11 protein-coding genes are annotated in these 13,463 nt (G+C 47.7%); 4 read left to right on the top strand and 7 right to left on the bottom strand.

What is annotated here, in order from left to right; all coding sequences use genetic code 11:
- Window positions 1–899: 899 nt before the first annotated feature.
- Window positions 900–1,913, bottom strand: coding sequence for an oxidoreductase (locus tag AB4Z29_RS13025; RefSeq protein WP_441943480.1), 1,014 nt, complete (start codon window positions 1,911–1,913; stop codon window positions 900–902).
- Between the two features lie 368 nt (window positions 1,914–2,281).
- Here AB4Z29_RS13025 and AB4Z29_RS13020 point away from each other — a divergent pair, with 368 nt between their 5' ends.
- Both AB4Z29_RS13020 and AB4Z29_RS13015 read left to right on the top strand, forming a co-directional pair.
- Window positions 2,282–2,839 carry a TetR/AcrR family transcriptional regulator gene (locus AB4Z29_RS13020; RefSeq protein WP_441943479.1) on the top strand — a complete coding sequence of 186 codons (558 nt, stop codon included), beginning with the start codon at window positions 2,282–2,284 and terminating at the stop codon, window positions 2,837–2,839.
- Window positions 2,840–3,336: 497 nt separating this feature from the next.
- Window positions 3,337–3,732, top strand: coding sequence for a hypothetical protein (locus tag AB4Z29_RS13015; RefSeq protein ID WP_441943478.1), 396 nt, complete (start codon window positions 3,337–3,339; stop codon window positions 3,730–3,732).
- A 48-nt stretch (window positions 3,733–3,780) separates the two neighbouring features.
- Here the strand turns inward: AB4Z29_RS13015 and AB4Z29_RS13010 are convergent, their stop codons facing one another.
- The 4 genes from AB4Z29_RS13010 to AB4Z29_RS12995 form a co-directional block, all read right to left on the bottom strand.
- Window positions 3,781–5,271: an RtcB family protein gene (locus tag AB4Z29_RS13010; protein WP_441943477.1), complete on the bottom strand. Its 1,491-nt coding sequence runs from the start codon at window positions 5,269–5,271 to the stop codon at window positions 3,781–3,783.
- Window positions 5,272–5,410: 139 nt separating this feature from the next.
- Window positions 5,411–5,647 (bottom strand): hypothetical protein, encoded by a 237-nt coding sequence (locus AB4Z29_RS13005; protein ID WP_441943476.1) that lies wholly within the window; start codon window positions 5,645–5,647, stop codon window positions 5,411–5,413.
- 134 nt (window positions 5,648–5,781) lie between these two features.
- Window positions 5,782–6,102 carry a hypothetical protein gene (locus AB4Z29_RS13000; RefSeq protein WP_138752003.1) on the bottom strand — a complete coding sequence of 107 codons (321 nt, stop codon included), beginning with the start codon at window positions 6,100–6,102 and terminating at the stop codon, window positions 5,782–5,784.
- A gap of 82 nt (window positions 6,103–6,184) precedes the next feature.
- On the bottom strand, window positions 6,185–6,754 hold the full coding sequence (locus tag AB4Z29_RS12995; RefSeq protein WP_441943475.1) for a xanthine phosphoribosyltransferase: 570 nt from the start codon (window positions 6,752–6,754) through the stop codon (window positions 6,185–6,187).
- A 276-nt stretch (window positions 6,755–7,030) separates the two neighbouring features.
- Between AB4Z29_RS12995 and AB4Z29_RS12990 the strand changes: the two genes are divergently transcribed.
- On the top strand, window positions 7,031–7,744 hold the full coding sequence (locus tag AB4Z29_RS12990; protein WP_441943474.1) for a hypothetical protein: 714 nt from the start codon (window positions 7,031–7,033) through the stop codon (window positions 7,742–7,744).
- A gap of 4 nt (window positions 7,745–7,748) precedes the next feature.
- Here the strand turns inward: AB4Z29_RS12990 and AB4Z29_RS12985 are convergent, their stop codons facing one another.
- Window positions 7,749–9,038, bottom strand: coding sequence for an ArsB/NhaD family transporter (locus AB4Z29_RS12985; RefSeq protein ID WP_441943473.1), 1,290 nt, complete (start codon window positions 9,036–9,038; stop codon window positions 7,749–7,751).
- 119 nt (window positions 9,039–9,157) lie between these two features.
- Here AB4Z29_RS12985 and AB4Z29_RS12980 point away from each other — a divergent pair, with 119 nt between their 5' ends.
- Window positions 9,158–10,198, top strand: a complete 1,041-nt coding sequence (locus tag AB4Z29_RS12980; protein ID WP_441943472.1) for a YkvI family membrane protein — start codon at window positions 9,158–9,160, stop codon at window positions 10,196–10,198.
- 27 nt (window positions 10,199–10,225) lie between these two features.
- Here AB4Z29_RS12980 and AB4Z29_RS12975 read toward each other — a convergent pair whose 3' ends face one another.
- Window positions 10,226–13,450: an AAA family ATPase gene (locus AB4Z29_RS12975; protein ID WP_441943471.1), complete on the bottom strand. Its 3,225-nt coding sequence runs from the start codon at window positions 13,448–13,450 to the stop codon at window positions 10,226–10,228.
- Between the last annotated feature and the right edge of the window lie 13 nt (window positions 13,451–13,463).

Below are 13,463 nucleotides of genomic sequence, written 5' to 3'. Positions count from 1 at the left end.
AGACCAGTGTGTTTCACTATCATCATAAATTGTTGTAATCAGCCAATAGTCGCGATAAAGAAATTCCAAGTCACCTTTAATTAAATCCAAGTTTTATGTACATTCAATTAAATCATGCTGGCATCCGACTTTGGGGTCATCAAGCATACGCCAATTGTTTTCTACTATATTTAAATTCTCTTTACAGTAATCATCAGCATCCTCTACCAGCTCAAACTAATAGTCCGCAAAACATGGCTTATCTTCATGTGTATCATATAAAAAAATGTACACACCTTCACTCGTCTCATATAACATTACTTTTTTTATCGAGTTAGTTGGCTCTTCAAGAAGCTGATATTTCCTCATATACATTTCCCCTTAATCAATATGCTTCTATATTGATTCAAATCATTTAATACCAATTAAACTGTCAAAAGCATTTGTTAAGTTTTTAGGAAACAAATCTTAAAAATAATTTACTATTTCTTGAATTTAGCCTTTACCAAAACAATTACTCCACCAATAAAAATGCCAATAATGGCCCATGCTGCAATAAATAAAATCGAATCCATGATGTAAGCTCCTTTGTTGTTTATATTTTCTATGAAAGCAATCAGTATCTTATTATAACATGTTAGCTTGGTTGCGAATCCTGAACATTTTCCGGAACTTTTTCAGGGATACCTATAAACATAATTTTTCATTTATGGTCATAGACAAATGGAATATTAAACGATTTTATTTCTCTGTCAATTACCGGAATCTTCACAACAAAAAACGGGACAGCGCGGATTTAGTCCTGAGTTGTCCCGTTTCTCTGTTTAGTTAATGTTATGAATTCCAGTAGTCAGGTTCGTTCCAGATGTTATCGGGATTACTGAAACATTGGTGGCCCAATAATCAAAGGATCATTCTGCTCAGCCAGATATGCCAAACGTTAAACCTATCAGCTGTTCACTAAGTCTCCAGAGTCGATCGGCCGCATCGGGATCGATCGCATATGGCATCACGCCGGAGTCCGTTAATGTCGAATTGTTGTTCAAATGAAATTCGGACTCAGCGTCCTGTCCCAGAGGGGCGATATCGCAGTTCTCGCAATAAACGCCGCCCATATTGTTAAGCTGTGGGCTCGTCGCACACCATACGCTGGTAGCAGCCCCTTGCCCTACGGTCTTGAGGTTTTTCGTTGGGTCGAGAACGGGCTGGCCGTTTTCGTCGATGACGCCCGCCGCGCGTAGTTCCTCATTCGAAAGATATTTTTCGAGACCGGTGCCGACAATGCTGCCTGGATGAAGGGAAAAGGCGCGTACACCGTCGGCATGGCCACGCTTGTCAAGCGCGACTGCAAAGAGAATGTTCGCCGTCTTCGCCTGGCCATAGGCCCCCCATCGGTCATAGTCACGTTTCTCGAAGTTGGGATCATCGAACACGACGGGGGAAAAGTGATGTCCCCAGGAAGAAACTGAAACCACCCGCGCGCCGTTCGCCTTGCGCAGCGCAGGCCAAAGCCGAGCGACAAGCTGGAAATGGCCCAAATGGTTCGTTGCGAATTGAGATTCATACCCCCGCGAATCGCGTGTCAAAGGAGATGCCATAATGCCTGCGCTGTTTACCAGCATGTGCAGCGGCTGGCCGGAGGCAAGAAACCTCTCAGCAAAGGCATCGATTGAGGCAGGGTCCAGCAAGTCCATCTCTTCAATTTCGATGCCTTCGATGTCCGCAAGCGCGGCTACGGCTTTGTTGCGATCACGTGTCGGGACGATGACCTTGGCACCAGCAGAACGCAGCACACGGACGGTCTCAAGACCGAGACCGGAATAGCCGCCTGTAACGATAGCAATTTTGCCGAATAGGTTAATACCCCTGATAACGTCTTCGGCTGTCGAAGACGCTCCATAGCCGGAACCGATGGGTGTTTGTTTAGTTGTCATAGAATAGAACTCCTTTAATTGTTTTATGAAAAATATGACTTGAATTTTATATAGCTAATAAAATCTTTATTTAAATAGTTCCGGAATTGATCCAAAGAGCAAAAGTTCCATGTTAACGGTCCAAAGCGTTTCGGTAAGTTTTCTCGATGGCCAATTCACGTACGCCAGTCATAAGCTTGCTATCCACAAGTAGAAAAGCCGCGTTGTCCACCAAATAAACTTGGCAGCCTCTGCTCGACAGTGTTGATTTATGCCGTGATCATTATGACAGATCCCCTTTTGTGTTTATTTAGACAAAAAACATAAAATGTCTATGTGACTATATTATACGACTGGACAAAGTTTGTAAAGTGTATAATAATAAATTCATGGACGACAAAAAGAAGCTGCATATTCTATCCGTAGCATTGGACGTGTATTTCAAGTATGGCTATAAGCGAGTGTCAATGAATGAAATAGCACAGGCCGCCGGTATTTCACGTGCTGGTCTCTATTTGTACTTCAAGAACAAGGAGGAAGTTTTTAACGCTACGATTCTACATTATGGCGACACTCTAATTGAAGAAATTGTGGAGGGACTTTCTTCCAAGAAAACGCCTGAAGACAAAATTTTGTATGCGATCGAAGTATGGTCTATAAACAATTTTGATCAATCCTTGAACTCTCCGGAAGTAAAAGAAATGACCGACAGCTCTTACGTATTCGCCCAGGATGCTCTCGACGCAAGCTACAATAAACTTGAAGTCGTTCTGATCTCTATTTTGGAATCGCGATCAAAATTCGCCGACAACTCAAGCAGCCTTTCTCCAGAGAAAATGGCGCATCTTTTAACAAGCGCATTGCGCGGGTTTAAAATTGTCGCCCGAAACTCTTCGGAGCTTCGCCAAATGGTTGAAGACTTGCTCCGAATTATCCTTACCTCTTAGAGAGGAACAGTTCGTATCTGCTATTTGGGAAAGCCTACTATAGGTCGGATTTTTGCGATTTTTATTCCTTAGTATGATGTCCTCGATCGTAAAAACCCAATTAAATGGAAGTATGCGCCGTCTGAGTCGCAACAACTGAAGTCATCTATTTAAATGAAACTAAGGCTGCCAGCAACTGGCAGCCTTAGTTTCATTTTTGACTGTGTGGCGTTTTGAAGGGTGACCTTTTGACTTGGCTTTATTTACGCGGAGGGAATGATCAATAAAAAATTCATTAACGCGAACTTATTTTGAATAGATCTCAACATAATCTAAAGCCAGCTCTTCTTTGCTCAAAGCAAGCCTCTCTGTGTTAAGTTGAGAGCTAAAATCAAATGGAATGCAAAAACAAAGACTGCTTCTCTTGAAAAGATGAAAATAAGTTAAATGCAAAAGTTAGTCCATTCGTTAAAATCTTTGATGGAAGAGTTTATGTTCAACTTCGTGAAGAGAGCAACATGTTCTTAGCTAACGATCCGATCAGATGGGACTCAGTAACACTTACAGCTGGAAACAGCAACCTTATGACTTCGGTTGCTCCATTGCAGGCAAGTGAAGCGCTAAAAATACTTCAAATGCAAACTCTAAGAAAAAAGAGTGGATTAATCATTAATCTTTTTGAAAATGCGGACAGTGAGGCACTGTCTGGGAGCTTGACTTGGGATGGATTTGATAGATTCAAAGATGTAAATTCAGATGAATGGAATGTTTATGAAGCATATTCTACTGGAAAAATTGAGTTTAAATTGAAGAAGCCCGGAAGCAAATGGATTCCTTCTTCCTTTAATTACAGAGAGTCTTGGGGAGTTATCATGCCTTTATCGAATTTACATAAAATAAGAAGAGCCCTTTAATTATGGCTCTTTCTTGTATAGTATTAAAATAACTTTCATTACTCTGAATTAACCCTTGATCGTCAGAATAGGCTCTACTTCCGCAACGACCTGCGCCATGCCATGTTCTTCATGCGATTCAATAATGGCATTTATATCCTTATATGCGTATGGGGCTTCTTTCTTTAATTCTTCTTCCCACTTTTTCAAAATGTCCTGCCTCGATTTAATATCATTCCGATTCGGATCAATCGGCGTAACAATATTGAACTTTGCAATAAATTGCCGGAACAGTGCATCATCCACTTTTACAGAATCGCCTCTTGAAAGGCTTCTGCCTGCGCCATGACTCGCACTGAACAAGCTATCCCGGTTGCCAAGTCCTGCGAGGATATAGCTTTTGGCTCCCATCGAGCCTGGAATGAACACAGGTTCCCCCGTATACTGAAATGGCGTATTCATCATTTGTTCTGCTGATTTTGCTGTGCAGGAGCCTTTATGGTGGATATAACCGGGAGTACCGTCAATGGTTTCCTCCCATACAAAATTATGCGGAGCATCGTAGAGCAGCTGATATTCAAATTCCTTTAGGCTTCTAGCTAACGATTTCTGAAGCATAAGTCCCAAAAACAATCGATTGGCGAATGCAAAGTTGGCTGCGTTATGCAGCAGGTTCCAGTATCGTGCCCATTCCGAAGCAAATTGTTCAGAATGCGGCAGTACATAGATGCCATTGGCTGGATGCTTCAAGGAAGCTGGGTACATACCCTTCAGCATTTCCTTGATGTTAAGGCCAGCATGATGCCCAATAGACACGGAGCCGGTATGAATCATCACAACAATTTGATTCTGCTTTAGATTCCATTCGCTTGCCAGCGCGTGATTTCGGATATTCACAACCTTTTGTATTTCAACAAAATGGTTTCCGCCGCCGATTGAACCGATCTGACTGTCATAAGATACCGCTGCGCTGCCTAAATAACTATCCAATCCATCGACTTTATCCGTAATAAACGAACCCAGTCGGTTAACTTTTAAAAGATCCTTTTCTTGCTGCTTCCTATCGTAAAATTCCCATAAACCATCACGAACCATCGCTTTTTGAGAATCGAGTATTCCTATAAGTCCCTCTTTGAGAATGGCTTCGCGCTGAATTCTGGTCATCGGGATATGACGCCCGCCTTCAAAAAAAACATGACGGATATCAGATTCGATTTGTTTGAGATTGGATCGTATGTCCTTTTCCTTCAAGGAAGTCGTGTACAAGCGCATTCCACAATTAATATCGTTGCCAACCGCTTGCGGAATGACAAAACCTTTTGTGAAAATAGTGGTTCCAACTGGGATCCCGCTTCCTTTATGGAAGTCCGGCGTGATCGCAACTTCTTCGATTTTGGCATCTTCATTCGCGAAGTAACCGGGGGCATGGCGCTTTAATGTCTCAACCGCTTCATTTACCGAAAGAAAGTGGTTAAGCTCTTCAAGAGCATTTTTCTCAAGCTTAATGTCATCGTTTACAAAAAAACGAACAGGAATATCATTGCTATTTTTAAATTTCAATAAGCACCATCCTTCTATGACTTTAATAATAATATCCTCGTTTTATTTAACAAGGACAAGGCGGATGTTCATGAAGCTCATAAAGAAAAGCCAAAGAGCCTCCGCCAGAAAGAGTCGGAGGTTCTTCCTTTTCTACAGATTACTCACTGATAGAAGTCGTGTCCTCGAACACATTCACACGTTCCTCAGACACCGGTGCAAAGCTGTATGTACGGCTGAGCTTCACCACGCGTCGACTGGGCCGCCGAATAACAACAGAGGTCTCATCCCAAGCGACGACGATGCCATGTACATCGTTCGCTTCCATCGCATCTCTAACCACCCTTATGGTCTCTCCACTGACACGAAATGCATCCAGCTTCTCTTCGCTTATCATTTACGTTCCTCCATCCTTTTACAGCATATATGTACCTTAAGGTATTGAAAAACCCCAATGGATGCTCACGCATACATTGAGGTCTTCTTTCACCTTTAAGGTAATTATCGGCACACTACCGAAATACCATTCCATTAGCCAGCATGCTCCTTGGCATCATTGGTTTCATACCATTCATCGAGCACCCGCGATGACATAACGCGTTTGCCAATATATTCGCTCTGACGGTCAGTGAACTGTTCCCGCCATTCAATAGACAACTCATCACAAAGCTTCACGATCGTTAACAGCTCTGACCATGCTACATAGCGTTTGTACCAGAAAAACTGTGGATGCTCAATCATATAAGGATAGAGATCATCAAATTCCGTATGTTTACAATCCAGTGCACGCTCAAAGTGGACTTTCGCGCCGCTTAGCTTCGTATACATAAACTCTGCAGACATTTCCCCCATAACTTGTGCCTCCCCTCGATCACTTCTGTATCATTATAAGCGATAATACCGGATGGGAAAAGAGCATTTGTGCTGGAACATTCTACTCGAACTGTATTTCACCGTTATCCAGTGATGAAATACGCACGAGCGGCTCTACACGAATTCCCTGTTCCCGAAGCGTTCTGCCTCCGGCTTGGAATGACTTCTCGACTACGACCCCTAGGCCGATCAATGTCGCGCCTGAGCGCTGAATAATTTTGATTAAACCGCGAGCGGCATCACCATTTGCGATAATGTCATCAATGAACAATACCCGATCTTCAGCTTTTAGAAACTGCTTGGATACCATAATATCGGTAACCATACCTTTTGTAAAGGAAGGTACGCGCTCTAGGTATGCATCCGGATCCGCAATCAGTGTCTTCTTCCTACGGGCAAATACGAGCGGCACGCCAAGTGTAAATGCCGTTGCATACGCTGCAGGAATGCCGGAGGATTCCACTGTTAATACCTTCGTAATATGCTCTTCCGCAAAGCGTCTAGCGAACTCTTGTCCCATTTCCATTGTCAATTGTGGGTCGACCTGGTGGTTGATCAAAGCATCCATCCGCAGCACATTGCTCGACAATACGGATGATTCTGCTAAAATGCGTTGTTTTAAGCTCTCCATCTTTCATTACCTCCACCAAAATCCTTTTTGATAACGTACCATAGGTCAGGCAAAAAGTGCAACCCTATGGAAGGCTTCAATAGGAATGCTTCTGAATTCAAAGTATTTGTTAGGAATAATTTCAAATCACCGGTAAAAAAGAGCAACTTTTTCCACTTAAACTGCGTCTAATAGAATAGACAACTTACCATTGCTTATTCTCGGAAATCCAATTTTTCCTTATGCTTATAAACTTTAAAACCGATTATATTAATAGGCAAGAAAGGAGCGTGTACCTTGAACCTTTACAAGAAAGATTCTGCAAAAACGGCAATGCTTGCTGCTTCCGCACTTATCATTCTATTAGCCGGCTGCCAAAGCGCGGTTCCCAAAGAGCCAGCTGGTACAACCGAAAACATCGTTTCTACCAGGAGCGATCAAAACAACGATTCACCCGATACTCCGCAGAAAAATTATATTGAAACGGAGGGCAGCGAGCTAAGCCCCGTTGAGCCTTACTGGAACGCTGCAGATACAAGCAGCGATACAGGCGCCGAAACCTCCACGGTTCGCAAGGATAAGGATACGAAAGCATCAGTGAAAACAGAAAGTGAAGATCCCGAATGGAATCCCGATCAGCCTATGCTTAAAGGCGTTTCCATTGGAAATGATCACTCTGCGATTACAAAACGTTTCGGCATCCCGCTGGACAGCTACAAGCTGGACGAAGAAAGCGAGCCCATTACCGTGCTTGAATATGATGGATTTGCAATCGGCATTAATCCTTATCAGTCTGTTCAATATGTCGAGGTGTTCGGCAATAGCATCTCCGCGGGGCTAAGCGGCCTTCAAGTTGGAGACAACCCTGAGCAGGCGCTGCGCACACTTGGAAAACCCGAGAAGCAAACCGCGTATATGCTTACTTACGAAGCAAAGAATGCTCTGCTCAAACTAGATCTTGACCCTGTCCATAATGAGATCGTTTCAATTAAGCTGCTGGCAGTCAGCTAATTCCCTATGACCAATCCAGCAGCCATAACCCCAATAATGCAAGCAGCAGTATAGGTAAGGTTAGCACAAGCCCATATTTCATATACTCGCGCCAGCTAATTTTTATGCCGCCTTGCCCTACCAGCTGAATCCACAACAAAGTGGCAAGCGATCCGATCGGAGTCAGCTTTGCACCAATCGAAGTGCCGAGCAGGCTCGCAAAAGGCAAATAATCTGGACCATTAACTTGTTCAATGGCTAGCGACGAGATCAATACGGCCGGTAAATTATTAATCGCAGCTGCAAGCATGGCAAACAGCAAGCCCGATCCAAAAATACCTACCAGCTCGCTTTTTTCCGCAGCACGCTCGATAACCTCTGGAAACCACGCTGTAGCTCCATGAACATGAAGACTATACACGATTAGATTCATTGACAAAGCAAACAAAATAATAAGCCATGGCGCCCGTAGAATCGTATCCTTGAATGGCGCGCGCCCCGCTGAAGCCGAAGCCATCCATTGAATAGCCGCACATCCGAGCGCAACTGCCGCAACCGGAATGCCAATCCTCTCAGAACCTAAATACCCGATCATCATCAGTACAATATTAACCCATGACAAATAAAACAATGGCTTGTGTGTGATAGCCGATTCTGGTTGAGGGAAAAGGCTCTGCCCCCGTTTTTTTGTTGATGCCCTTCCAATCGGCTCCCAGAAATAAACAACCGAAACGACAATCGTAGCCACGATAGCGATTATACCGGGAAGCAGCATCCGCGATGCATACTCGCCAAAGGAAATATCAAAGAAATCCGCCGTTAATATATTCGTAAGATTACTCATCATGAGCGGAGCGCTCGCGGTATCGGCCATAAATCCAACTCCGACTAAAAACGTTAATCTTTCGCTTCGAGACAGCTTCAGCAATGCCGTTACTTCTAGGACAATAGGAACCATTATAAGTATCGTCCCGTCATTGTTGAAAAACACCGTGATCATAGCGGCCATTATGGACAAGCCTACAAATAACGCTAGCCGCCTATGATGAAACCGATGAACGATATGCAGGGCTGCCCATCGAAAGAAACCATTATAATCGAGCAGCGATGTAAAAAGCATAATGCCAATAAGCGAGAAGGTTGCATTCCAGACAAATCCCCAGATGTAAGCTGCATCCTCCGGCTTCAGCAGCTGTGCCGCAAATAATAAAGCGGCCCCTGCCAGGGCGATAAAGGCTTCGTTAATCCCTTTAGGTTTTATTAATATCAAGGTTAAGGCCGCAATAAATACGGTCAATGTAATAAATAAGGACATGATTGTGCTCCCGGCTGCATATTTCGAACAACATGTAAAATTTTGAAAAAAGTCATGCCTGTCCCGGTTTGGACATACCCTCTATATAGAAGAGGTCATCGAACGGAGGACGGTAGACGATGTGGAAACGTACTGGTAAGGTGCTGCAAATCGCCTCCACCTACATGGGAACGATTGTAGGGGCAGGTTTTGCCACTGGTCAAGAAATATTGCAGTTTTTCACCCGATTCGGGTATTGGGGCTCCATCACCATTGCATTATCAACCGTTTTATTCATATGGCTTGGCACCAAAATGATGCTGATCGCCAGCCAGATTAAAGCAAAATCATACGAGGACTTGAACAAAGCTTTATTCGGCGATAAGTATGGAAGGCTGATTAGCCATTTCATGCTCGTTGTGCTGCTTGGTGTAACAGCCGTCATGCTTGCGGGTGCCGGCACCATCTTCTACGAGCATTGGAATATTTCGTATCAATCCGGTTTGCTGATTACGATTGCAGCCTGCTACTTCCTGCTGCGAAAAGGCATGAACGCTATTCTGACGGTTAACGCGATCGTCGTTCCTGTCATGCTTCTTTTTACGGTGCTCATTATGATCGACACGTTCCATACGCCAGGCGCAGACAAGTTCCTTACGCTTGCAAGCGACCATTCCATATGGGCCGCATGGGCTTCGCCATTTCTGTATACCGCATTCAATCTCTCCATGTCGCAGGCCGTGCTCGTCCCTCTAGGCGCGGAAATCAATGACAGAAAGGTCATCATTGCCGGATCATGGGTCGGCGGCATCGGCATCGGCTTCATGCTGCTCGCCGGTCACATTGCCTTGTCGGTTCATATGCCGGGCATCCAGCAATTCGCCATCCCAATGGGCGGGATCGCGCGTCAGCTTGGTCCGAGCGTGCAGTTCATCTATATTTTTATTATTTTCGCAGAAATCTTCACCACGCTGATTGCGGACATTTACGGCCTGACCCTCCAGCTCCACGAGCGCCTCAAGTGGGCGCGCAGCTTAATCGTTCTGCTTATCCTTGCCATCTGTTATGTAGCCAGTCAAATCGGCTTCGGCATGCTGCTGTCCACGCTGTATCCTTTATTTGGGCTGATAAGCTTCGGCTGGCTCATACTTATCATTCGCAAACGAGTATCGGCGGGCTGATTCTAATCAAGCGCTTTGCCGGTCATGTTAGAACTGCACCAACAAAGCATCTTTCATGTTTGAAAGAATCGCGTCGCGGACACGCTCATGGCAGGTCATGATTATCACTTGTCGTTCTTGGGATAAATCCGACAACAATCCGGTAACGGCTTGCAGCCGGCTCCGATCGAAATTCACGAATACATCATCTAACATTAGAGGAAGCTTGGCCCCACGCGAGGCTTCCTCTGCCAAAGCCAGACGCATGGCTAGATAAACCTGCTCCGCCGTACCTCTGCTGAGCATTCCGCTGTCAACGATTCTCCTCTCGGACGATTCCAGCCTGATGCCAGACTCGCCAGGCGTCGATAAGACCCGAATATACTTGCCATCCGTCAGCTTTGCGATAAATTCAGATGCTTTCCTTAGAACGACAGGCTGTCGTTCCTCTTCATAAATACGCTTGGTTTTGCTTATTAAAGCAGAACTAACCGCCAGTACCGCATAACGCTCCGCATCCTTCTCCAAGCTCGCAATGGTCATTTCTCTATCGGAAAGCAGCTTCTGATGCTCCTCTTCCCGTAGGAGCAGATCAAGCGATTGCCTCAGCCTTCCCCTTTGCTCCAGAAGCTCTCTTTTCGTATTCTCCAACGTCTGAATCACTGCTTGCGACTCCATTTGCATGGACTGCAGCTCGTCTTCATCGTAAGTGGCATACAGCTTCTCCAGCGCCTGCGCTCTTTCACTGGACATCCCCGCAGTAAGCTCAAGCGTATGCTTGGACAATTCAAGCTCAAGCTCCCGTAACGAACGGCGATGCTCGATCGCCAGCTCATATTCGGCTTGGCTTGCAAGTCCGGCCTCCTTTAATCGCAATTCCATCTGGTCAGCGATTTCTTGCTGCTGCAGATCTGCTGCCCGCTGCGCTATCAACAGCTCTTCCTGGCGCGACTGTATGCCGCGCGATTCCTGCATGGCTGCTGTATGCCGGCGAATCTCCGCATACAGCAGCCGCAGCGCGAGCGTGGGGTCAGCCGCAAGCTGTGCCTTCGCTTCCTCGAGATGCCCGCACAGCTTGGCGGCATGCTCAGCATATGCTGCCAGCTGCTTGTCCGCGGCGGCTTGCTTTGCTGCCAAGCGGTCATATTGCTGCAGCCGCTGCAAAGCTTGCTCGGCGAGCTCGAAGGCTTCCAGCGCAGCTGCCGGGGACATTCCCGCCGGCAGTGAGCGAGCTGCAAGCCAGCCGGCCCATTGCCGGGCGGCGGCTTGCCTTGTCTGCGCAGCGGCGGCAGCGGCCTCGCTGCGGCTTGCAGCGTGCGCGCGCAGCCGCTCCAGGCGGCGGGCGAGCTCGCTGCTGCTATTGTCGAGGCGCTCGCTGTGCTGCAGCGCCTCGAGGCACTGCTCCACGGCAGCTTGCAGCCGCGTACGTGCCTGCTCTGCTGCGAGCAGATGCTCTGGCGAGCTGTCTGGTTTAGCAGCTAGCAAGGCAGCGGCCGCTTCCTGCGGTTTCCTCACGAGCGCTTCCAATCGTTGATATACCCGCTGCTCCATTTGGCTTAATGCCTGCTGGCTGCTTCCCTGTCCACGGTAGCTTCTGCTTCTGGTGTTCCGCTTACGCAGCATAGCTGCAGCGGCAAGCACAAGCGCCGCCCCAGCCAGCGCGAGCGCGGCAACCCCCGCTCCGCCGCCTGCCCCGGCAAGCGCGGCAGCCCCAAGCGCCAGCGCGGCTCCGCCCGCTCCCGCCGCCGCAGCCCACAGCAGGCCGGCTCCGCCCCGCCCCGCTGCCGCCGTCCCGCCGCCCGCGGCGCTATCGCGCGCGGAGCCCGCTCCGGCAGAGCGCACCCGCTCGAGCTCCCACTCGCGCAGCGCGCTGTCCAGGGCGTTCCACGCCCCCTTCAGCGCATCTCGCGCAAGGGGCAGCACCTCGAATCCGGTGCTGTCCCCAAGCTGCGCTCGCCGCTGCGCCTCCTGCATGGCGGCTGAACTCGCCTCCTCGAATGCTGTCGACGCTTCCCGCTCCTGCTGCTTAAGCGTCTCAAGCTCCGCCGCGAACCGTTCCGCGGTTCGCGTGTAATCAAGCTCCTCCTGCCTCGCAGTCCTCACGTAATCGCGATCGGCAACGGTGACTTGCAGCTCGCGAAGCTGACGCTCCGTCCATTCCGGCGCAATGCTGCTAACCAGTCTCGCAATCATCTCGTCATGCTCGCTAAGCTCGGACGCAATCAGCTGCGCATCCTCCTTCAACTGCCGGATATGCTCTGACGATTGCAGCAAAGACTCCGTTTCCTCCGTCAGTCGGATGATTCCATCGTCATAGACCGTTGACTCCAGCTGAAGCTCAAGAAGCAGCGACTTCTGCCGCAGCCGCTCGCTTTCACTCTCCAGCTCCGTTCTTCGCCTAAGCAGCTCCACCCAGTTTTTTTCGTCTAGGGCATTAATCATGCCTGCATATGCGATCGTTTCCCGCTCGATCTGCAGCTGCTGCTTTCGCAGCCATATGTGCCTTGAGGATACAGCCTTGCCTAAAAGCGCTTGTCTAGCTTCCTTCTCCGGCTTCTCCTGCTCAAGCAGGCTCAGTGACTCATCCACATTAGCCGACTGCATGTTTAATGCATTGTAAGCGAGGATCGCATCTTCCCGCTTGCGCAGCTCCCCATCGAGCTGATCAAGCGATTTCAGCTGCTGATTCATTTGCTGATTCGTACCGCGCGGTTTGAACAGCTGTTCCATCTCCAGAGCAATGCGCTTCTCCGCAGCCGCAATCGTCTTGCCGTTATCCCAGCCTGCTTGATGCAAATAACGACCAAGCTCATCTCCTGACAGCGCACCAACCTCCTGCAGCTCCGTAAGCGTAATCGCATAAAGCTGCCGGTACAGCTTCTCGCTGACACCGCCCAAATAATCGCGCTCCCATTCCGCTTGTGTAAGAGCTGCAGCTTCAGGGTGCGTCTCATCTGCACCCGGCATGCCTGCAATTTTTCGCAGCATCAGCTTGCCAGAGCCGTCCGCAGCATACCGTTCAATGAAAAAAGACTCCTCGCCAGCACCTCTAACGATCAGTCTCCCGCCATGTTTCCCGCCGTTTATCGGCTCTTGGCGCTCACTGGGCAGCGTTCGTTTCGCAAATCCAAACAAGATGGATCGAATAAATCCAAACATTGTGCTTTTGCCTGCTTCATTCGGTCCATAAACAACAATAACAGGTGCATCGAGCGAAATTTGTTTGCTGTAAAGCTGCCCGAATCCGTCAATTTCAGCCTTCAAGAGCTTCATGGGATTGTCTCCT

This window comes from Paenibacillus sp. 2TAB23, from assembly GCF_052115165.1.
In the GTDB taxonomy this organism is placed as follows: Bacteria; Bacillota; Bacilli; order Paenibacillales; family Paenibacillaceae; genus Pristimantibacillus.
This window is presented reverse-complemented; position numbering and strand designations above follow the sequence as displayed.

Bases quoted from the DNA above. Each gene is read 5' to 3' on its own strand.
- AB4Z29_RS13025 (WP_441943480.1), bottom strand. From the start codon at position 1,913: ATGACAACTAAACAAACACCCATCGGTTCCGGCTATGGAGCGTCTTCG.
- AB4Z29_RS13020 (WP_441943479.1), top strand. From the start codon at position 2,282: ATGGACGACAAAAAGAAGCTGCATATTCTATCCGTAGCATTGGACGTG.
- AB4Z29_RS13015 (WP_441943478.1), top strand. From the start codon at position 3,337: ATGTTCTTAGCTAACGATCCGATCAGATGGGACTCAGTAACACTTACA.
- AB4Z29_RS13005 (WP_441943476.1), bottom strand. From the start codon at position 5,647: ATGATAAGCGAAGAGAAGCTGGATGCATTTCGTGTCAGTGGAGAGACC.
- AB4Z29_RS13000 (WP_138752003.1), bottom strand. From the start codon at position 6,102: ATGGGGGAAATGTCTGCAGAGTTTATGTATACGAAGCTAAGCGGCGCG.
- AB4Z29_RS12995 (WP_441943475.1), bottom strand. From the start codon at position 6,754: ATGGAGAGCTTAAAACAACGCATTTTAGCAGAATCATCCGTATTGTCG.
- AB4Z29_RS12985 (WP_441943473.1), bottom strand. From the start codon at position 9,038: ATGTCCTTATTTATTACATTGACCGTATTTATTGCGGCCTTAACCTTG.
- AB4Z29_RS12980 (WP_441943472.1), top strand. From the start codon at position 9,158: ATGTGGAAACGTACTGGTAAGGTGCTGCAAATCGCCTCCACCTACATG.
- AB4Z29_RS12975 (WP_441943471.1), bottom strand. From the start codon at position 13,450: ATGAAGCTCTTGAAGGCTGAAATTGACGGATTCGGGCAGCTTTACAGC.